Source organism: Synechococcus sp. Minos11, assembly GCF_014279855.1.
Taxonomy (GTDB): Bacteria; Cyanobacteriota; Cyanobacteriia; order PCC-6307; family Cyanobiaceae; genus RCC307.
In genome coordinates, this window is record NZ_CP047953.1 from 1,371,035 (window position 1) to 1,388,690 (window position 17,656).

The 17,656-nt window shown below is 59.7% G+C and carries 33 protein-coding genes and 1 tRNA gene; 19 read left to right on the top strand and 15 right to left on the bottom strand.

Features of this window, described 5'->3' with window-relative positions:
- The gene (locus SynMINOS11_RS07625; protein ID WP_255445348.1) at positions 1–612 is read right to left on the bottom strand and encodes a pyridoxamine 5'-phosphate oxidase family protein; all 612 of its coding nucleotides are present in this window, start codon (positions 610–612) and stop codon (positions 1–3) included.
- Between SynMINOS11_RS07625 and SynMINOS11_RS07630 the strand changes: the two genes are divergently transcribed.
- Positions 595–1,755 carry a D-alanyl-D-alanine carboxypeptidase family protein gene (locus SynMINOS11_RS07630; protein WP_186547709.1) on the top strand — a complete coding sequence of 387 codons (1,161 nt, stop codon included), beginning with the start codon at positions 595–597 and terminating at the stop codon, positions 1,753–1,755. The genes SynMINOS11_RS07625 and SynMINOS11_RS07630 overlap by 18 nt on opposite strands.
- Complete coding sequence (locus SynMINOS11_RS07635) at positions 1,752–2,366, top strand: class I SAM-dependent methyltransferase (RefSeq protein ID WP_186547711.1); 615 nt, start codon at positions 1,752–1,754, stop codon at positions 2,364–2,366. The genes SynMINOS11_RS07630 and SynMINOS11_RS07635 overlap by 4 nt, the downstream gene beginning before the upstream one ends.
- Before the next feature lie 241 nt (positions 2,367–2,607).
- Here the strand turns inward: SynMINOS11_RS07635 and SynMINOS11_RS07640 are convergent, their stop codons facing one another.
- Both SynMINOS11_RS07640 and SynMINOS11_RS07645 read right to left on the bottom strand, forming a co-directional pair.
- On the bottom strand, positions 2,608–2,787 hold the full coding sequence (locus tag SynMINOS11_RS07640) for a hypothetical protein (protein WP_186547713.1): 180 nt from the start codon (positions 2,785–2,787) through the stop codon (positions 2,608–2,610).
- Complete coding sequence (locus SynMINOS11_RS07645) at positions 2,784–3,698, bottom strand: oxidoreductase (protein WP_186547714.1); 915 nt, start codon at positions 3,696–3,698, stop codon at positions 2,784–2,786. Before SynMINOS11_RS07645 ends, SynMINOS11_RS07640 begins: the two co-directional genes overlap by 4 nt.
- A gap of 60 nt (positions 3,699–3,758) precedes the next feature.
- On the opposite strand from SynMINOS11_RS07645, the gene SynMINOS11_RS07650 reads away from it, so the two are divergent.
- Positions 3,759–5,045, top strand: coding sequence for an MFS transporter (locus tag SynMINOS11_RS07650; protein WP_255445349.1), 1,287 nt, complete (start codon positions 3,759–3,761; stop codon positions 5,043–5,045).
- Between the two features lie 25 nt (positions 5,046–5,070).
- A complete protein-coding gene (locus tag SynMINOS11_RS07655) occupies positions 5,071–6,645 on the top strand; it encodes an MFS transporter (RefSeq protein ID WP_186547716.1) in 1,575 nt (524 codons plus the stop codon).
- Here SynMINOS11_RS07655 and SynMINOS11_RS07660 read toward each other — a convergent pair.
- Complete coding sequence (locus SynMINOS11_RS07660; protein WP_255445350.1) at positions 6,642–7,703, bottom strand: transporter substrate-binding domain-containing protein; 1,062 nt, start codon at positions 7,701–7,703, stop codon at positions 6,642–6,644. The genes SynMINOS11_RS07655 and SynMINOS11_RS07660 overlap by 4 nt on opposite strands.
- Before the next feature lie 54 nt (positions 7,704–7,757).
- Between SynMINOS11_RS07660 and SynMINOS11_RS07665 the strand changes: the two genes are divergently transcribed.
- The 3 genes from SynMINOS11_RS07665 to SynMINOS11_RS07675 all read left to right on the top strand — a co-directional run bounded on the left by SynMINOS11_RS07665 (position 7,758) and on the right by SynMINOS11_RS07675 (position 9,179).
- Positions 7,758–7,964 carry a hypothetical protein gene (locus SynMINOS11_RS07665; RefSeq protein ID WP_011935929.1) on the top strand — a complete coding sequence of 69 codons (207 nt, stop codon included), beginning with the start codon at positions 7,758–7,760 and terminating at the stop codon, positions 7,962–7,964.
- Between the two features lie 290 nt (positions 7,965–8,254).
- Positions 8,255–8,695 carry a hypothetical protein gene (locus tag SynMINOS11_RS07670; protein WP_011935930.1) on the top strand — a complete coding sequence of 147 codons (441 nt, stop codon included), beginning with the start codon at positions 8,255–8,257 and terminating at the stop codon, positions 8,693–8,695.
- 13 nt (positions 8,696–8,708) lie between these two features.
- Entirely contained in the window at positions 8,709–9,179 is a 471-nt protein-coding gene (locus SynMINOS11_RS07675; protein WP_186547720.1) for a hypothetical protein, read from the top strand.
- A 4-nt stretch (positions 9,180–9,183) separates the two neighbouring features.
- Here the strand turns inward: SynMINOS11_RS07675 and SynMINOS11_RS07680 are convergent, their stop codons facing one another.
- On the bottom strand, positions 9,184–9,363 hold the full coding sequence (locus tag SynMINOS11_RS07680; protein WP_186547722.1) for a hypothetical protein: 180 nt from the start codon (positions 9,361–9,363) through the stop codon (positions 9,184–9,186).
- 142 nt (positions 9,364–9,505) lie between these two features.
- Here SynMINOS11_RS07680 and SynMINOS11_RS07685 point away from each other — a divergent pair, with 142 nt between their 5' ends.
- Positions 9,506–9,841: a hypothetical protein gene (locus SynMINOS11_RS07685; RefSeq protein ID WP_186547724.1), complete on the top strand. Its 336-nt coding sequence runs from the start codon at positions 9,506–9,508 to the stop codon at positions 9,839–9,841.
- A gap of 3 nt (positions 9,842–9,844) precedes the next feature.
- Here SynMINOS11_RS07685 and SynMINOS11_RS07690 read toward each other — a convergent pair whose 3' ends face one another.
- Positions 9,845–10,084 carry a hypothetical protein gene (locus SynMINOS11_RS07690; RefSeq protein WP_011935934.1) on the bottom strand — a complete coding sequence of 80 codons (240 nt, stop codon included), beginning with the start codon at positions 10,082–10,084 and terminating at the stop codon, positions 9,845–9,847.
- Between the two features lie 36 nt (positions 10,085–10,120).
- Between SynMINOS11_RS07690 and SynMINOS11_RS12970 the strand changes: the two genes are divergently transcribed.
- A complete protein-coding gene (locus SynMINOS11_RS12970) occupies positions 10,121–10,246 on the top strand; it encodes a hypothetical protein (RefSeq protein ID WP_255445351.1) in 126 nt (41 codons plus the stop codon).
- A gap of 40 nt (positions 10,247–10,286) precedes the next feature.
- On the top strand, positions 10,287–10,685 hold the full coding sequence (bamE, locus tag SynMINOS11_RS07695; RefSeq protein ID WP_186547726.1) for an outer membrane protein assembly factor BamE domain-containing protein: 399 nt from the start codon (positions 10,287–10,289) through the stop codon (positions 10,683–10,685).
- Here bamE and SynMINOS11_RS07700 read toward each other — a convergent pair.
- Positions 10,682–10,837 (bottom strand): hypothetical protein, encoded by a 156-nt coding sequence (locus tag SynMINOS11_RS07700; protein ID WP_186547728.1) that lies wholly within the window; start codon positions 10,835–10,837, stop codon positions 10,682–10,684. The two genes, bamE and SynMINOS11_RS07700, sit on opposite strands and share 4 nt — an antisense overlap.
- Positions 10,838–10,941: 104 nt before the next feature.
- On the opposite strand from SynMINOS11_RS07700, the gene SynMINOS11_RS07705 reads away from it, so the two are divergent.
- Complete coding sequence (locus tag SynMINOS11_RS07705) at positions 10,942–11,184, top strand: chlorophyll a/b-binding protein (protein WP_186547730.1); 243 nt, start codon at positions 10,942–10,944, stop codon at positions 11,182–11,184.
- Here the strand turns inward: SynMINOS11_RS07705 and SynMINOS11_RS07710 are convergent.
- Positions 11,161–11,424, bottom strand: coding sequence for a hypothetical protein (locus tag SynMINOS11_RS07710; RefSeq protein WP_011935938.1), 264 nt, complete (start codon positions 11,422–11,424; stop codon positions 11,161–11,163). The genes SynMINOS11_RS07705 and SynMINOS11_RS07710 overlap by 24 nt on opposite strands.
- 56 nt (positions 11,425–11,480) lie before the next feature.
- Between SynMINOS11_RS07710 and SynMINOS11_RS07715 the strand changes: the two genes are divergently transcribed.
- Entirely contained in the window at positions 11,481–11,867 is a 387-nt protein-coding gene (locus SynMINOS11_RS07715; RefSeq protein ID WP_186547732.1) for a hypothetical protein, read from the top strand.
- A 10-nt stretch (positions 11,868–11,877) separates the two neighbouring features.
- Here SynMINOS11_RS07715 and SynMINOS11_RS07720 read toward each other — a convergent pair whose 3' ends face one another.
- Positions 11,878–12,015 (bottom strand): hypothetical protein, encoded by a 138-nt coding sequence (locus tag SynMINOS11_RS07720; protein ID WP_186547734.1) that lies wholly within the window; start codon positions 12,013–12,015, stop codon positions 11,878–11,880.
- A 435-nt stretch (positions 12,016–12,450) separates the two neighbouring features.
- Between SynMINOS11_RS07720 and SynMINOS11_RS07725 the strand changes: the two genes are divergently transcribed.
- From SynMINOS11_RS07725 to SynMINOS11_RS07740, 4 genes are all read left to right on the top strand, one after another.
- Positions 12,451–12,660 (top strand): hypothetical protein, encoded by a 210-nt coding sequence (locus tag SynMINOS11_RS07725; RefSeq protein WP_011935941.1) that lies wholly within the window; start codon positions 12,451–12,453, stop codon positions 12,658–12,660.
- A complete protein-coding gene (locus SynMINOS11_RS07730; RefSeq protein WP_186547736.1) occupies positions 12,653–12,874 on the top strand; it encodes a chlorophyll a/b-binding protein in 222 nt (73 codons plus the stop codon). The genes SynMINOS11_RS07725 and SynMINOS11_RS07730 overlap by 8 nt, the downstream gene beginning before the upstream one ends.
- Before the next feature lie 2 nt (positions 12,875–12,876).
- Positions 12,877–13,563, top strand: a complete 687-nt coding sequence (locus SynMINOS11_RS07735) for a 2OG-Fe(II) oxygenase family protein (RefSeq protein WP_186547738.1) — start codon at positions 12,877–12,879, stop codon at positions 13,561–13,563.
- A 242-nt stretch (positions 13,564–13,805) separates the two neighbouring features.
- Positions 13,806–14,087 carry a hypothetical protein gene (locus SynMINOS11_RS07740; RefSeq protein WP_186547739.1) on the top strand — a complete coding sequence of 94 codons (282 nt, stop codon included), beginning with the start codon at positions 13,806–13,808 and terminating at the stop codon, positions 14,085–14,087.
- Between the two features lies 1 nt (position 14,088).
- Here SynMINOS11_RS07740 and SynMINOS11_RS07745 read toward each other — a convergent pair whose 3' ends face one another.
- Both SynMINOS11_RS07745 and SynMINOS11_RS07750 read right to left on the bottom strand, forming a co-directional pair.
- Entirely contained in the window at positions 14,089–14,388 is a 300-nt protein-coding gene (locus SynMINOS11_RS07745; RefSeq protein ID WP_186547741.1) for a hypothetical protein, read from the bottom strand.
- Between the two features lie 111 nt (positions 14,389–14,499).
- Positions 14,500–14,784: a hypothetical protein gene (locus SynMINOS11_RS07750; protein ID WP_043737026.1), complete on the bottom strand. Its 285-nt coding sequence runs from the start codon at positions 14,782–14,784 to the stop codon at positions 14,500–14,502.
- A 215-nt stretch (positions 14,785–14,999) separates the two neighbouring features.
- Between SynMINOS11_RS07750 and SynMINOS11_RS07755 the strand changes: the two genes are divergently transcribed.
- Positions 15,000–15,185, top strand: coding sequence for a hypothetical protein (locus SynMINOS11_RS07755; protein ID WP_043737029.1), 186 nt, complete (start codon positions 15,000–15,002; stop codon positions 15,183–15,185).
- 193 nt (positions 15,186–15,378) lie between these two features.
- Here the strand turns inward: SynMINOS11_RS07755 and SynMINOS11_RS07760 are convergent, their stop codons facing one another.
- Genes SynMINOS11_RS07760 through SynMINOS11_RS07770 form a run of 3 tightly spaced genes read right to left on the bottom strand, consistent with a single transcriptional unit; the run spans position 15,379 to position 16,057 of the window.
- Positions 15,379–15,609 carry a hypothetical protein gene (locus SynMINOS11_RS07760; protein ID WP_186550899.1) on the bottom strand — a complete coding sequence of 77 codons (231 nt, stop codon included), beginning with the start codon at positions 15,607–15,609 and terminating at the stop codon, positions 15,379–15,381.
- Between the two features lie 30 nt (positions 15,610–15,639).
- Positions 15,640–15,786, bottom strand: coding sequence for a hypothetical protein (locus SynMINOS11_RS07765; RefSeq protein ID WP_186547743.1), 147 nt, complete (start codon positions 15,784–15,786; stop codon positions 15,640–15,642).
- Between the two features lie 31 nt (positions 15,787–15,817).
- Positions 15,818–16,057, bottom strand: coding sequence for a galactose oxidase (locus SynMINOS11_RS07770; RefSeq protein ID WP_370586200.1), 240 nt, complete (start codon positions 16,055–16,057; stop codon positions 15,818–15,820).
- A gap of 122 nt (positions 16,058–16,179) precedes the next feature.
- On the opposite strand from SynMINOS11_RS07770, the gene SynMINOS11_RS07775 reads away from it, so the two are divergent.
- Positions 16,180–16,824: a L,D-transpeptidase gene (locus tag SynMINOS11_RS07775; protein ID WP_043738148.1), complete on the top strand. Its 645-nt coding sequence runs from the start codon at positions 16,180–16,182 to the stop codon at positions 16,822–16,824.
- A gap of 366 nt (positions 16,825–17,190) precedes the next feature.
- Positions 17,191–17,337, top strand: a complete 147-nt coding sequence (locus SynMINOS11_RS07780; RefSeq protein ID WP_186547747.1) for a hypothetical protein — start codon at positions 17,191–17,193, stop codon at positions 17,335–17,337.
- Between the two features lie 76 nt (positions 17,338–17,413).
- On the opposite strand, the gene SynMINOS11_RS07785 is transcribed toward SynMINOS11_RS07780, so the two are convergent.
- A tRNA-Pro gene (locus SynMINOS11_RS07785) sits at positions 17,414–17,487 on the bottom strand.
- Between the last annotated feature and the right edge of the window lie 169 nt (positions 17,488–17,656).

The window sequence follows — 17,656 nt, forward strand, 5'->3', positions numbered from 1 at the left end:
TCAAGGCCGGAGTCGCAACGCATTCCATTGCTCATCCCGTCGCCATGACTGCCTCAGATGCGGGTGCTGGCCTAGATCCAGCTGCTCCACGCGCTCAACCTGAAGGCGCAACAACTGGAAATGTTCGGGGATCTCTGCCTCCGCAGATAGCTGCTCCACAAACGGATCACTGGGCTGCCATGGCCGTCCAGGAGCCGGCCAGGCCCACAGGGCACGCCCAGCCGGGCTCAGTTGTTGCCAATGGCGCTGTCGCTCTGGAGCTGCGTCCACTCCGCTGGGCTGCCAGACCCCCCGCAACCGGAATTGCTGCTTGGCCTTCGGCATCAGCCAACAGATTTCAATCGCCGGTTGCCTCTCCAACTCCAGCGCCTTGGCACTGCGTGAATCGGTCAACAGATCCAATTGATCGGGCCCGCCCCAACCGCGAAACACCAGGGTTCTCACCCGCGGCGTGCCATCGAGGGCCACAGTCGCAAGCTGCAACCAGCGGGCGGCAGGGGAGCGCCCTTCCCGCTGTTGAGCCGAGCGAATCAACGGCCGCCAAGGTGGCAAGGGCAAGGCCATGGCTACACCAGATAGGTCGATCACTGCACCATGGCGCAGGCCCACCAACCATTGACAGCTGCGGAGGTCAGCGAGCTATTCCCAGCCGCCACACCCCACACCAACATTGCGCGCTACTGGCCCTACATCAGCTCGGCCCTTCAGGAGGAGGGCATCGGCGATCGAGCCATGGCCTTGCTGGCGTTGGCCACGATCCGGGCCGAAAGCGAAGGCTTTGAGCCGATTGATGAGCACCCATCCACATGGAACACGGCTCCCGGCGGCCATCCCTACGGGCTTTACGACGAACGCCGTGATTTGGGCAACCTCGGCTCTGGCGATGGTGAAGCTTTTCGCGGCCGCGGCTTTGTGCAACTCACCGGACGGGATAACTACGCCCGCTATGGCGAACAAATTGGCGTTGATCTGCTGAAGCGCCCAGAACTAGCCAACGACCCAGAAGTGGCCGCCCACCTTCTGGCCCGCTTCCTCAAAGAGCGTGAGGGACCGCTACGCCATGCCCTTGCCAGTAACAACTTGGCTGCCGCCAGACGCCTGGTGAATGGAGGGCAGCATGGACTGAATCGCTTCAGCGACACCATTCGCCGCGGCCAGCCAGTCACCGTGGCAGGCACCAGCAGCGCCTGCGATACCGGAGCCATTGCCGGACTCTCTCAGCAGGTGTTGGATCGCCTCGAAACGCAGGGCGCCTTGGTGGCCATTGCGCACCCTCTGATCCAACTGGAGGGCGCCCACAACAACCCCTGGCTGCAACCCCAGGCAGCCGAGGCTCTGATCGCTGCCGTTGAAGAGCGCGGCGAACCCTTGGTGATCAACAGCGCCCTGCGCACGCCCATGCAGCAGTACCTGATTCACCAACAAGCGCAGCGGGGTGAATGCGGCATTCAGGCGGCAGCACCTCCCCCGTTCAGCAACCACAACAGCGGCCTCGCCATCGACATTGAAGATTCCAGCGGGTGGCGCCCCTATCTCGAGCGGCACGGCTGGCAATGGCTCGGGGCCTGGGACCCGATGCACTTTGACTACACAGGTGGAGGCGTGGACCTTGGGGGCGCCCAGGTGCTGGCCTTCCAGGAGCTCTGGAATGAGCACAACCCCGAAGCCCCCCTCGTCGAAGACGGACTGTGGGGACCAGCCACAGCCGCCGCTGTGGAACGCTCACCGGCAGCAGGGTTTCCCGTCAAGGCATGAGCACTGGCTTTGGGCCCAAGGGCTATTGGGATCAGCGTTTCGCCAGCGCGGGCTTTGTCTATGGGGAGCAGCCCAACGATTTCCTCAACGAGCACGCCTCTGGGCTCAAGGCAGGCCAGGCCCTTTGCCTGGCCGAAGGCGAAGGCCGCAATGCGGTGTTTCTCGCCGAGCTTGGCCACCAGGTGTGCGCCCAAGACATCAGCCCTGTGGGGTTGCGCAAAGCCGAGGAACTGGCGCACCGACGGGGCGTCAGCATCAACACCCTCTGCTGCGATCTAGCCGCGTTCCATCCCGAACCAGCCAGCGTTGATCTGATCGCAGCAATCTGGATGCACGTGGAGCCTGACCTCAGAGCCAGGGTGTTTCAGCACGCCATAGAGACCTTGCGGCCAGGGGGACACCTGCTGATCGAGGCCTATAGCCCCAAGCAGCTGGGATTCAGCAGCGGCGGGCCCACGCGACGGGAGCTGTTGATCGATGCAGCCGAGCTGAAGCACGAGCTCGCAGCCTTGAAACCGTTGATCCTCCAAGAGGTCGAACGGGAGATCGCTGAAGGCAGCGCCCATCAGGGGCCTAGCGCCGTGGTGCAATTTTTCGGCCGCAAACCGTAGCGGTCGCTACCAAAAACTGTTATTCTTTTGTCACGTTGATCCCTAAGGGGATGCAGCTCGATTCCAGTCAGGCAACGGGGGCTGGAACGCTGTCAGGAGACTGATGAACATCCTCCATCTCGTCCGTAAGCAGGCCACCAAACAGCAGGCTCTGCATCAAGCACAAGTGTTGTTGGCTCGCCAGCAACACGGCGCCGCTTGATCCATCTAGCCCCGGCCCAGCCGGGGCTTTTTTTTGGTCCTAAAACTTGCGCAACTCCCGCGGCGGGCGTGGCTGCGCTGGGGCGGCAGGAGCCGCCGGAGCCGCTGCTGTGCCAGAGCCCTGAGGCGGATCGCACTTGGGCTCTTTAATCGCCAAAAAAATCACCGCCAAGGCCAGCAACGCAATGGCTGCACTGTTGAGGTGGTTACCCATGCTCACGGTGTAGCCATGACAAGCGGGTCTGCCAGATCACAACTGCGCAGACTCTGCTCCCAAAGCTGATCGGCAATCGCCTGTTGTTTGGCGCCGCTGGGCCATGGAACCCGCTTGGGGTAGCCGCGCATCTGCAGCAGGCCATCGGGACCGAAATAGTCCAACGGCTCCACAGCGGGGTCAGTGGCGGCGCGCAAGCTAGGCAGGGCGCCCTGGGGGGCTGGCATGGCCAACCAGGCAGGCATGTTTTGCATGTTGGGGCTGTGGCGCTGCAACTCCGTTGCCGTCACTCCCGGGTGAGCAGCGCAGGCCACCACTGATGAGCCAGCTCGTTTGAGGCGGCGCGCCAAGGCCTCAATGAAAAGCAAGTTGGCCAACTTGCTCTGCCCATAGGCGGCCCAGGGCTGGTAGCCCCGGCGCTCAAAATTCAAATCGTCAAACACCATCCGGCCGAACAGCGCCGCGCCACTCGACACCGCAACAACCCTGGCGGCCGTTGCGGCTTGCAGCAGCGGCAGCACTCGCAACACCAGCGCGAAATGGCCAAGATGGTTGATGCCGAATTGCAGCTCAAAGCCATCCACCGTGCGCCCCGCCGGCGGCACCATCACACCGGCATTGCAAATCAATAAATCGAGCTGCTGATGGGCCGCACGCAGCTGGGCGGCGGCAGCAGCGACGGAGGCGAGATCCGCCAGATCCAAAGGCAGCCACTCCACCGAACCCCTCGGGGCTTCAGCTTGGATGCGCTCGATGGCCTGTTTGGCCCGCTGCTCGTCGCGGCAGCCCAGCAGCACCTGGGCACCTTTGCGGGCGAGCTGCAAAGCAGCCTCATACCCAATTCCCGTATTAGCGCCTGTGACAAGGGCGAGCCGACCGGCCTGATCAGCCATGGCATCAGCGGTCCAACGTGCCATCGCTCTGCAGCAAACGTCGTTGTCTTAGCGAACCCTTGCAGGGTCCTGACTTCATTCCTAATGGTGAGCGCAAGCAAGCAGGCCGCCATGGGAGCCCATCAGCCACCGCTCTGGCGGGTGATCTTGGCTGGCCTGATTGGCAACGTCATGGAGTGGTACGACTTCGCCCTCTACGGCTACTTCGTTGGCATCTTCGGCGATCAGTTTTTTCCCTCCAGTGATCCCAACGCTTCGCTGATTGCCGCCTTTGGCGCCTTTGCCGCCGGCTTTCTGGTGCGACCCCTCGGAGGTGTGGTGCTTGGACGCATCGGCGATCGGGTTGGCCGCCGCCAAGCTCTCACCCTCTCAGTGATGGCCATGGCACTAGCCACGGTCTCGATGGCGATCCTGCCCACCTACCAGCAGGTGGGCCTTTGGGCCCCGATCGCCCTGGTGTTGCTTCGCATCCTCCAAGGACTCTCTGCCGGCGGTGAATACACCACCTCCATCGTGTTTCTGGCTGAGCATGCTCCGGCCAATCGCCGCGGCCTGGTCACCATCTGGGGACTCTGGGGATCGGTGCTGGGCATGCTGCTGGGCTCAGCGGCAGGGACGCTGCTCTCAGACAGCCTGAGCGCTGCGCAAATGTCCAGCTGGGGCTGGCGTCTGCCCTTTGCCTTGGGTCTTTTGGTGGCCCTCACTGGCTTCGTCCTGCGGCGGGGGCTGAACAGCGAAACGCCACCGGCGGCTAGTGCCCGCCCCGTGCAGGCCTTGGCTCGCCACAGCGGCGCTGTGCTGCGGGTTCTGCTGCTCAATGTCGCCAGCAGCGTTGCCTTCTACACGGCCTTCGTCTACGTCATCACCTACATCCAAAGCGAAGCAGGGCAAAGCGAAAGCGTCGCGCTGGCCCTCAACACCCGCGTCATGGGGTTGCTGCTGATCTTCTATCCCATTGCCGCCTGGATCTCAGATCGGCTGGGACGCAAACCGCTACTCATCGCTGGCTCCCTGCTACTCGTGCTCGCAGGCCTACCGATTTTTGAGCTGCTGCACAGCGGCAATCCCACATGGATCAGCAGGGGCGAAATACTGCTGATGCTGGCGGTGGCCTTGTTGGCCGGAGCCAAAAACCCAGCCAATGTCGAGTTGATGCCGCAAGCGGTGCGCTGCACAGGTTTGGCCTTGGCGTTCAATGTCGCTGAGGGATATTTCGGTGGCACCACCCCGCTGATCGCCAGCTGGCTGGTGAGCACCAGTGGCAATCCTCTGCTGCCGGGCTACTGGGTTGCCTTGGCTGGAGCCATCACCTTGATCACCGCGCTGTGGTTCACCCCGGAGAGCTGCCGGCTGCCCTTGCAACGTTTATGACAAAGAAGCGGCCGTTGAGCCTTCCATGAAGAAGTGGCTCCCAATCCTGGTGCTGGGGCTCACCCAATTCGTCATGGTGCTGGATGGCACGGTGATGAATGTCTCCATCACCGACGTGGTGGGTGATCTGGGCACAACCACCAGCAACATGCAGCTGGCCATCGCCACTTTCACGCTGACGATGGCGGCGTTGATGCTGGCCGGCGCTGGTCTTGGCACGCGCCTTGGACTGCGGCGCACCTTTGTGATTGGCAATGTCATCTATGCCATCGGTTCTTTAACCACCGCCTTCGCCCCTGGCTTTGCTGCCCTGTTTATCGGCTGGTCGCTAGTGGAAGGTTTAGGGGCTGCCCTGGTGGTGCCGGCCATCGCAGCCCTGGCGGCTGTGAATTACAGCGGCCGTGAGCGGGCTATGGCCTATGCCGTGCTCGGCGGCATTGCTGGAGCTGCTTCAGCCGCAGGCCCCCTGATTGGCGGTTGGATGACCACCTACCTCTCCTGGCGGTGGGTCTTTGGCTTGGAGACGTTGATCATCTTGCTGTTGGTGCTGCCCCTGCATCGGCGCATCGTTGACCAGCGCCCAACGGCGATTCAAGGGAGATTTGATTGGCTCGGGGTGCTGCTTTCAGCGCTCTCGATGGGATTGATCGTGCTGGCTTTGGTCTCCGCCAGCACCTGGGGCTTGATTCAACCGATCAATCCACCGTTCACGCTGTGGGGATTCTCACCAACGATGCCCATGGTGGTGGTGGGAGCGATGGTGGCCTGGGGCTTCATCAGTTGGCAGGAGCACTTGCAAACCCATGGCGGCGCCCCCTTGGTGGGACTGGATCTGCTGAGCCTGCCCAGCTTGCGTGCTGGCTTGGCTTCGCAACTGGTGCTGTATTTCATCGTGGCGGGAACGTTCTTTGTGATCCCGCTGTATCTGCAAACCGTGCTCGAGCTCAACGCACTGGAGTCGGGCATTCGCATGCTGCCGATGTCGGTATGCCTGTTTTTGGTGGCCCTGATTGGCTCAAAGCTGGCCAGCCGTCGTTCACCACGGCAATTGATCCGCTCGGGTCTGTTGATCGCCTGCGGGGGCCTGGTGTTGATGATCAGCGCCATCCGCCCTCAAGCCGACAGCGTGCTGTTCACCTTGGCCATGGCCTCGATCGGCATTGGCATCGGTCTGGCCATCTCCCAGATCGGCAACGTCAACCTTTCGTCCGCTGATCAAACCCGCAGCACCGAAATCGGTGGCATGCAGGGCACGGCTCAAAACCTTGGTGCCTCCCTCGGTGTTGCCATCGCTGGTACGGCCCTGTTCATTGCCCTCGGCAACCAGCTCACCACCACGGTCAACAACAATCCTTTGATCAATCCAGTGCTTAAGCAGGCCACTGAAGCGGCCCAAAAGGAGGGGATCCAGGTGGTGACGCCGGAACTGCTGAACAGCTATTTGCAGAAGGCCGGCGTTCCCAGCGACCAAATTCAGCTCATCTCAGATGACTACACCAGCAGCAAGTTGCAGGCCCTTCGGCTTGGCCTGGGCTATGTATTGGTGGTCGCGCTGCTGGGCCTTCCCCTCACGCGCGGGTTGCCACGTCAACCGCTTTAAGGCAGCGCACGATCGACGATGTCGCGAATTTCACCGACCCGGTGCATCGACATCACTGTGACATTGATGGGCTTCCTCAAGGGGCTGCCTGAACGCACAGCAAATCCATAGGTCTGACTCGCCAGATCAAACGGCGCCAGCTGAAGATCGGACTTGGGATTTTGAGCAATGAAATAGCGAAGGGCCGGACGGTCATAAATCACCCCTTCAGCCCGTTTCTGCTGCACCAAATCGATCGCTTGCTTGAGGCTGTCAGTCGCCACCGACTTGGCCCCCATGCGATCGGCCCACAGCTCACTGGTGGTGCCGCGCACCACTGCAATCACGGCTCCGCGCAGCTGGGTTGGATTGGTGATCGGGGCTGTGCTGTTGCGCGCCAGCGCCACGGTAAACGCCGAAGCCAAACCAGCGGTAATCGAAGAGACGGCAATCAACGAAACAACCATCCAAACCGCGGTGATGGCACGCCCGGTCTTGGAGACCGGAGCGCGATCGCCATAACCAACGGTGGTGAGCGTCACCAGGGCAAACCACATCGCATTGCCAAGGCCACGGAGGTATTGGCGGGGGAATTGCGAGTGATTGCTGCGTCGCTCCGCAAGCCAGATCAAATTGCCGACCGCAAAGAGAGACAGCAGCAACACCGCCACGGAACTCAGCGCCGCGACACCAACCAGTGGCCGCAACCGAACCAGCAGATTGGCGCGCTCACGAGGCACCAACACAGCTTCTTCGGCGTAGAAGTAGGGCTGGGTGAAATCAAATCCAGGCTGGGCAACCCGCTGCGGAGTGATCGTGATGGGGCCAATGGCCACATCCAACTCACCGGCCGCCAGAGCATCGAGGTTGGCTTGCGCATTGGGTTGCGGCACCAACTGGTAGTCGAGGTTGTTGATCCCTGCGATCTCGCGCCAAATCGTCAAACTGATGCCGCCGAACTTGTCGCCTGAGCGTTCAACAAACGGGGCTTCACCGCTGACGCCCACCTTCAATGGCGCAGCCACGGCAACGGCCGTCATCAACAGCGACCACAACGGAGCCGTGAACAGCAGCCGCACGAACTCCAGCAGCAAAGAACCCCCGTACGATCCACACCAGCGGCAGCAGCGTCAATGCCTGAGCCCCAAGACTGGCTAGAGGAGGACGAGGAACTCAGCGGCGGGCGTAGCCGCAAAGCGCAGGCGGGACTGCAAATTGGGGCCGGATTGGCCTTGCTTGCCCTGTTGATACCACCACTGCTGATGGTGCTGGCCTTGCTTGAGCAAGAAAGGCAACCGCAGACACCTCAACCGCCGATCAACCCAGGCGCGCTGAGCTGAAGCGTGTATTGAGAACGCGAATAAGGCCCACCAGGATCACAACCGAAATCAAGCTCGACACAGACACTTCGGCAAGAGATTCCTTGTCTAAGGGCTCTGCCCGCAAACAACTGTGGCCATTGCCACAGCTTTGCTCGTTATGGCTGGTTGACCTCCATACAGTGCGCCCATGGCTGACCTACCCAATCCATTTGACTTGCGCAGCAAAGCGGGTTGGCGCGCCCTGATCGGCGTTCTGTATCTCGTGGTGGGTGGGGTGATGGTGGCCGTGATTCTGCGCAGCTGAGTTGATGACCTCTCCTCCTGAGCCCCGCTGGTTTGTGCTGGCCATGGCGAGCCGTTGGCCGGCTGCCATCGTGCTGGCCGCCTGGGCTATTGCTGTTGCTGCGATTCAGATTCTCAAGCAGCCATTGCCGGTTGCCCTACCGCAACAAACACCCTTACCAGTTCGCCTGGTGGGTGGTGTCACCGTACGGAACATCGATCTGCCCGTCGTACAAGTCTCCGCGTCAGAGCCATTGCCCGTCAGTGGCGAGGTGAGCGTTGAGAAAAGCGTTGCCGTTGAGGTGAACAGCTTTGAGCAACCCATTGATGTGGGCAGCTTCGAGCAAGCTGTGCCCGTCACCCAAAACGAGCCATTTGACGTCACGGGTGCCGTCACCGTCAAAGAGATCCAGGGCAAGTTGGATGTGAAGGTGAATCCCATCCCAGGCGGGCTGCCGCTTCCCTAAAGAGAAAACCAGGATGGATGTCAGCAACCCACTGCCGGTGAGCGCAGATCGTTTGCAGCAGGCCTACGCCGCATTGATGGAGCGAGCCCCATCGGCCCTGTTTCGCAAAGCCCGTCAGCTTTATCTCAACAAGTACTGCCTCGATGGCCGCGAGCCCCAGGGGCCGCTCCGTCTTTACGTGCAACAGGAGAAGGCCGAGGAACGCATCGAACCTTGCCTGGTGGAGCAAGAGCCTCGTCGCTTGGCGATCTACACCGTGCAGCCGATCACCCTGGCGCTGGTGCACTGGCAGCAACCCGTCGCCGCTGAGCCTGCGGTGCAAGCGGCCTACTTGCAGCACTGGGGGCTGGACGGCATCGACTTGCAAGCGCAAAGCGAATCGTGGTTCCGCCAAGGCGGCCACCATGCGCTGCTGGCTGCACCCAGCGATCTGCTCTGGCGCAAGGAGAGCCTGCTGCCCGAGCTATCGAGGGAACAGGACTAAGGCCTCACCAGGAGACGGTGCCGACCTTGAAGTACGAAGGGGCGTCTTTCTGTTCCGCAGGCTTCTCGACGCTGATCAGATGGGCCTCATCGAGAACGGGCTGAGCAGCTTCCATCCGGTTGGCCTCGGTCACCGAAGTGGTCGAGATGCCCATAACCAGAAGGCCGACGCTGACGGGATCCATGGCCTCTTTAAGCAAGTTGACACCCCTGCGTCTAGCCACGAGACAGTGGGTACTCTTTTCCTTTTCACGGAGAAAAAAGATTTGCCCAGCCACGGCTTCCTCGAGGTGGCAGTGATAGCTTCCGCCCACTAGCCCGAAAGCCATGACCTTGCGCCGGATGCTCTTCTGTGCCGCCTTAATCCCGGCGCTGACGGCCTGCGGCGGCCCAGGGGGCGAGCAAAGCAGCGGCACAAGTGATTGCACCATCACCCTGGCCAGCCTGGAGCAGGTCAAGACCGGCATGGACCTCGCCCAAGTCGAAGCGATCCTGGGCAAAGGCACCAAAGATTCCAGCTACACCGCCGCCGGCGAAGTCAGCGACGGCTACACCTGGTGCGGCGATGTCGCGCGCGACTACCTCAACGCACCGGTTGTTGAGGTCACCTTTGTCAACGGCAAAGTCGACATTGTTCAGCCCTACAACATTCCGGCCAACTGATCGCTACTGGGCGGCAGCCCCTTTGATCGCCTCAACGCCCTGGCGAGCCGACTCTTTAAGAGACTCCACTCCCTCTTTGATTACCTGGCCATTGCCCTGGGGGACAACCTTTTGGTGCGTTGACCAGACATTGACGACGTAGACAGCCCCTCCCACCAGAATCAATGCCGCAATGACGAGCCCAAGCCCATTACCGCCTTGGCGGATCACAATCGGCGAATCGTTGTTGTCAGGGTTGGCCACAGGTCAACTCAGGTTGCTTGCATCCCGTTTCTAGCCATGGCTCTCAAACAAACCTCCCAACAGGTCTCCCCGCTACGGCTCAAGGTGATGCTGCTGATTGCCGCCATTGGCCCGCTGCTGGCCATTGGGCTCTTTTTGCAATCCAAGGGTTTCTTCGGCTAGAGCCAAACGTTGCTAGTGCTGAAGCACTTAAGGCTTCTGCATGGGCCCGTCCCCCCAACCCTCTGACCGCCAGGGCCCTCGCGGCCTGGGCTATGTGGTCCTCACCATCGTGGTGATTGGTGGCATCGTTTATGGCCTGAACAGCCTGCTGGACAAGGAAAGCAAGACACCGCCGCCCAAAATTCAAGACGCGATCACCAATCCCGTGGCTCCCCCGACGGTGAGCAAGGCCAAGCTTGATCAGTTGCGCATTGGCATGAGCCTGGATCAAGTCGAAAGCGTCTTGGGCAAAGGGAAGCTGGCGACAGAAAGCAAAACCAGCAGCCACACCTACACGATCTATTCCTGGGGCGAAAACCTCAATGGCCCGAACCTCAGCGTGACCTTCATCGACGGCACAGCCAGCGACATCACGGCCGACAACCTCTCAGCCGACTAGGAGCTGCAGTTGTTATTGGGCAGTGTGCAGGGATCAGGCGTATCGGTCTCAGCAAACAAAAACACCTGCGCTGCAATCGCCAAGCCAGCCAGGGCAAAGGCCACAACAGCCCAAAAGCCGTAATTCGGACCACCGAGCTGGGGAGGCTTCATGCCAATCAATCCAGGTCCTTAAAACCTAGAGGACGTAAGAGAGTCCAAACCATTGTCAAGATCCGTTTACAAGGCGTTACAGTCAACGCAATTGGTTTTCAGATATGGACAACTCCACCACCTCTTCCAACAGCAAGTGGTTCCAAGACGCTGCCGCCGCCCAGATCCATATGGAGCAGCTCAAAGATGTTGAGCGCTTCAATGGCCGCGCCGCCATGCTCGGCTTCGTGATCGGCGTGATCACCGAGGGGCTCACTGGCCAAGGCATCATTCACCAAATCGGCCTAGGCCCCTTGGTGGATGGCTACGCCGCCTGCCACACCTCACTGCTGCCCTTCTGCGGCTGATTGCCCTGAGCCTTGCTGTTGGCGAATCAACTTCGCCAACATCTCAAGGCGCTCGGATTCAGCTTCACTGCCGCGCTCAGCCAGCCAGCGACTAGCGGCCTGCTGCTGCCCCAAGCGCGTCAGCAGCGACAGAGCAATCACTCGCAAATCCTCGAGATCGCTGCACTCTTTAATCATTCGAGCCAGGCGCTCGGATTCAAAGGTTTGCTCCAGCTTGGGCTCGATCGGATCAATCGCCATCGCCAAGCTGATGCATCGCTGAAGTCAGCCTAGAGTCGGCATCTTGTGAAGCGCCGATGGCTGAGCAGGTCTTCCTCTTTCGCAAAGCTGTTGAGTTCGGCGAGCAAACCCTGCGCGAGCTGCGCGGGCGAGGACTCGAAGACGAAGAAATTGGCCTCGTCAGGCTGTACCTGAAATACAAGGGCATCGGCTTCCGTTACGAGAACTGGGAGCTTGGCTTTGCTTATTACATGAAGTACACCCGGGACGCTTACAGCGGCGACGGCGAGCTCAAGTTTGTCCTCGAGGATGAATCCGATGTTCCCGACTGGCAGCGGCGGGTTCGAGACATCGATGAAACCCTGCGGCTGATGGACGAAGAACTCGAGAACAACAGCGGCTCAGAGTTTTTCGCCTGGATGGCGGCCACCCTGAACAAACTCAAAAACGTCGCCCGCAGCTAACGCAGACCTGTCAGCCCAGCGAGGCAACCTCATCGCGCTTGGGAGCGCGCCAACTGCCATGACGGCGGTAGCCATCTAGCAAAACAATGGCCAACCAAAGGAAGGGGACACCAAACTGGGCAGCAAACACAGGTGGAGAGAATTCCATCAGCGCAGTCGCAGAGGTCTTACTTTCAATCTGCATCTGAGTCTCAGGTTTTCGGTTGCTGGTCTCAAAATGAGACGCTCAATTGAGAATTCTTTGTGCTCAGTCGGGGGCGCCGGCCCCGTCTCCATGGCCTGCGAATCGCCTGGGTGAGATCTGATGAGCGCCTTGGATTGGGCATGCGCCGTTGATCGAGGAAATACCCCTCATTCGCTAACAAGCGAACCAATATCAGCATCTCCAGAGCGAGGATTCGCACGGGACGTCAACACCTAAACCAACCAAAGCGAGCATTTTTCGGCGTTGATGTGTTGATTGCGACGACTTTGCGCCTTTAACAATTCTTTCCACTCATCATCAATCGCATAAGCTCCTAGCAAGCCTGAAACTTCGGATTCAGCCTGATCGGGTTAGGCTTTCTGGCCCAGTCATGCTGTTTTGTCGTCAACACTGAGAGGAGTTGGTTACGTCTCCGTTTGGGTGATCATCTGGGGCTTTGTGGGCTCAGTCATTGATTGGCCTCTGCTGCAAAACGACATCTACGCCGTCTATTCCCTCGGCCAGGCCATCACCTTTGGCGGCACTGCCCTGGCCTGCATTGCCCTGGCCATCAAACTGGCCCCCCGTTGGCTCAATAGCGATGACTAAGCCGTCTTTTCAATACGAGCCAGTCGAGGCCTTCGGAGAAAGCCTCACCACAGCCAAACCTTGGAACAAGCAGGCCTTGGTGGTGGTGGAACGTCTCAATGGTCGCGTCGCCATGGTGGGATTCACCGCCGCTGTGATGGGGGAGTGGATCAGTGGCGAAGGAATCACTGGCCAGCTGCTGGGCGTTCTGCAGTGGTATCTGAACCTGGGCTGACCATGGACGTTCTCGAGCTATTCCCTCGGCACATCCTGGAAGGGGATCTAGAGCCGGCCCTGCTGACCCCCCTGCAGCGCCATGCCAAGGCCGTGCTGCAGCAACCGGAACGCAGCCCCGATGCCTCCGCAAAGTTGGCTGGGCAGCTCACCCAGCAACGGGAGCTCTCCCTGCAGGAGCCAGCCATCGCCGAGCTGTGCAGCAGCGTTCTATTACCCGGTTGTGAACGCTGGATCCGCCATGTGATCGACAAACAGCCCCCCCAAGGGCGCGGGCCATGGACACCGGGTCGTTATCAGTTGCGGATGGTGGATGTTTGGCTCAACAGCCAGCAAGCCGGTGATTACAACCCCACCCACACCCACGGCGGCAGCTTTTCAGGGGTGATTTTTCTGCAGGTGCCACCGCAGATCAACGGCGAGAGCTTCGATGGCCAACTCTGTTTTCATGGCCCAGAGGAGTGGCACATTCAGAGCTTCCGCACGGGAATGGCCCACTACGTGTTGCCCAAACCGGGCCGCTTTTACATCTTTCCGGCATGGCAACCGCACTCGGTCATGCCCTTTCGGGGCGATGGGGCGCGGTGGTCTTTGGCCTTCAATGTGATGGCCATTCCTCAGCCGGCAGCCAACACAACAGCACGCAATCTCTCGCTATCCAGCAATCGCCCGCGCCGGCAAGGATTTTGAAATCCAAACAAAGTCAACCAATTGGTGTTTAAAAACACCCTTTTTTGGTTGTTAGACATTAAAAATTAAAAACCCCATCACCCAACCATGAGCCAGTCACACTGGGCTGTGCTGGACGGCTATTTGAGCCAGCCTAAAACCAAAAAAGAAAAGAGCTTTGCCCCAACCGCAACGACCAAGCGATCGGCAGCCGTGAAAACCCCCAGCGCAGATCTGAATTGGGAAGAGCTACTGGGTCGCAAGTGAATCCAAAGCAAGCCCTTGTCTTACTGGCGAGTTGGAGCTTGCTCTTGAGTGGCCTTGCCGCTTGTTCAACTGCTGATCAAAACGACATCAGCGCAGCCGATGCACAGGCCCATGCCGACAGCATCTGCTTAACCAGTCAGCAGCTTGATCGCGACAGCGCTCAGTTGATGGCGGACTTGGCTGATGCGATGGCCGCGGAACCGGGAGTCAAAGATCAACCGACACGGACGGCGATCGCTGGTACGGCAATCGCCCGATCACGTGGCTGCGTGGATTAAATCAGCTTTTGCACTGAATGGATTGACGCCCTGTGCCCTGGGAGAAGTCCAAGCTGTAAGGCGCCGGCACCTTGGCAATCAGCCAACTCTCGCCGAAGTTGTCGACCGCCTTGCCGCCGCGCGGCGGGGCGGTGTCAACAGCGAAGTGATAGGTGGCTGTTTCTCCACTGGGTTGAGCCACTTCAATCGCAAAGCCGTAGTCCACCACACGGGTGTTGCGCCAACCGCCGCCGTTGAAGCGGCAGGAGAGTTGTCGTGTTGTGGGCGGTTCAGGCTCACCGGCAGCAGCAACAGCCGCCATGGGTGTGAGCAGCGCTGAGACCGCAACAAGGGGAAGCCAGCAACGCACGATGAGTTGTCGTCTCACCCATTAATGGCAACAAACCTGTCGTGCGGCCAAAGCTCGTCGCAATCAGCGCTGCCGCTGATTCCACTGCTTGATCCAACGCTGGTGCCAAGGGGTGATGTCGATAGGCCGCGTGGGATCCAGATCAAAGGATTCACGCAGTGGAGATTGCTCCACTTCACGGCGCAATTGACGCAAGGCAAAAAACAGAACGATCGCTCCAATCCCCGCAAACAACAGCAAAAACGGCAGCGCTGATATCAGCACCATCGCCAGCAGGACTGCGCCACTGAGCTGGGCCAAAACCACCAGCCAACGCGCCTGAGGTTGAGAGGGGGGGAGGTAAGGCATTGGCTCAAGCCTGCCATGCTTCGGTGCCTCGGCAGAGAGGAGTGCCGTACCCAGAGGTACGGCACTCCTGCATCGAATGCCTCAACCGGGGCGGCCTTATGCGGATTGACTTTGAGCTAGCGGCTGTGTCATGAACGAATCAGCCTGCCCATGGCAGGCGTCGAGCGACTTGCCGTTCCTCGCGAGGTGAAGGGACGGCTTTCTTTTCGGCGCAGATGTCCTTCACAATCGGTGGCATCAGCGAGCCGCCACTGTCCATGAAAGAAACGGGTTTCACCGAAGTGGCATTGCGGACAGCCGCCAAGGTTTTCGCCGCAGCAGGCCTACTGGCACTGCTGTTTTGGCTGGGCTGGGTGATGATCGATGTTGAGCACATGAACTCCGGCTTCACCCTGCCCTGATTCCTGCTTGTCCTGACAGGTGGAACACAGCACCTCGCCGCGCAGGCGCCGGTAGGTGGCCATGGATCGCTCAATCGATAGCCCGCAGCCGCGGCAGCTGAACAATGGGGGCATCGGCCAGCAGCGAAGGGACTGATCCTGACTCTGCCTGAGCAAACGATCGGTAGCCAGCAAGGCAAATCACACCATCGACTTAATGGTCAAAGCCGCCGTTGCAAATGCGCTCGGGGATAGCCACGTTGCCAAGCCTGTACTCCAGAGGAATATTGCTGGCCTTGAGATGGGCCTCGATGCCATCAACGCAGCGGTTAAAGCGGCGAGCTTGCTGAGCCATCGGAGCCACTTGAATCGCGAAATAGATCACTGAAAACGTGGCCAGCACCGGATACAGGTGCGCATTGATCAAATCGCGAGCCGAAGACATGGCAGAGGCAATCTCTGCGCTCATGCTGACTCACTCAATCAGAAGGAACAGCGCCAGGCCAAACAGAATCAAGAGGACAGGCTTGAGAACAGCCACCAACGCATAGAGCCCAGCCAAGAGGGCCGGCAGGCCGAGCAGCCACGCCAGCAATCCACTCAACAAATCCAGCAGTGGCATCAGCCCATGGGCTCTGGCTTGGTTATAGAGCTCAAGCCACTTCCGGGCACCACCCCTGTTCCAGCTCCCGGCGCACCAACCACTGATCACATCGCCTGGTGAGGTGATCACCACTGACGATCAGCCGCTGCTTCCAACCGCACGCCAGCACCGTGTGACCATCGCCATCAGCGCTGAAGCGAAAGTGCTGGCAGGTGATGCATACGCGGCTGCAACGGGACCGCCTGAGCTCTGTTGGCTCCAAATAAGTCCAAGACTCGCCCACAACCATGCACACGCATCAGTACACCTGTACTAGCTGCGGCGGCGAGGCATGGCAAGCGCTGCTTGCACTTTTTTTATGTCGCCATCAAACAATCTCGCCATCATGAAATCAGTGACGTGGGCGCGGCCATGCGCGTTGGGTTTTTGCCCTTTGGGCTGGTGGCATTGCTGGGATTGAGCGCCTGCAGCGCCATCCAAAACAGCGGCCAAGATCAACCCACCATCAGCATCGAGCTCGATACGGCTGATCCCGCCAAGAGCGAGGGCACCCTGCAGAGCAAACCAACGCCTGTGAGCTTTCAGGTGGGCTACGGCAAATACGGCATTGCCTGCGCCGATACCAGCTTTCGCGAAGGCGAAACACCCTTGGGCACCTTCAAGGTCAACGCGATCTTGACCCCCGATCGCTTTGAGATGGACTCTGCCCTGATCAAGCAGTCCGGCAAATCCAAGGAGTACCTGGAACAGAATCTGTTTAAGAACATGAGCGCCATCGACTTCAAGGGAGATGGCGAAACCGGTGAATACGGCAAGGGCTACATCAGCCTCATGCCCCTGACCGAAACCGAGCAGCCGTTCAAGTTCAACGAATACGACGGCAAGTTCCGCTGGTACAGCTTTGCGATCCATGGCACCAACAACAACAGTCGGGTTGGCCAAAAGATCACGGGGGGCTGCATCAATGTTGATGACGCCACCATGGCCACACTGCTCAAGAGCGTGAAGCTGGGCGATGAGGTCGTTGTCAGCAGCGACGGCCCCTGCAACGAATAAATCCCCTACCCAGCTCAGGGCAGTTGGGCTAGAGCTGGGAAATGAAAAACGTGATTTGCTCCAGCTGCGGAGCTCGCGTGCAGATCGCAAGCCACGCAGCAGCTTTTGTGGGTCTTGAATCGATCTGCCCCAGCTGCCTCAACCAACGCAACGACGCTTCCGCCAAGGTCAAAAAAGCTGACCAACCGCTGCCGCAATCGTGGCGCTGGGCCTGGCTCAAGCGACCATGGAGGCGCAGCAAAGCGATTTAGCGCACCCCACACCCCAGCCCTGTGAATCCCAAAGTCTTCTGGAGCCTGATTGCCATCCTGGCCGCCCTACAGGGATGGTTTTGGCTCCGGGCCGGCCACATCTAGGCGAGGAACCATGATTCGCCTCCTCTACTTCAGCCTCCTGGTTTATTTGGCCGTGACGCTATGGAAGCTGATCAGCCGCCAGCTTCAGGCATCACAGCAGGACGAGACGCCAGCCAGTGAAAGCGTGATTGATGTTGAAGCCAAAGATGCCGACTAAATCACTTCCTCACCTGCGGGAAGTTCAGTGATCAAGCATTAAAAAAGGAGCTGCAATTGCAGCTCCTTTTGATCCATCGGGGCGATAGGATTCGAACCTACGGCATCCGCCTCCCAAAGACGGCGCTCTACCAAGCTGAGCTACGCCCCGGTGGGAGACCACACCCTAGCTGAAAGCCTCAGCCCAGCACGCCCTTAAAGCGACCAGACGGGCTGCTGGCAAGCGCCTTGCTCCTTGACCTGGCGCTGAACAACGCAGCGATAGGCGTGGGATCCACCGGGCAACCGGCCGGGTTGCAGGAGGTAAGTGAGTACGAAAG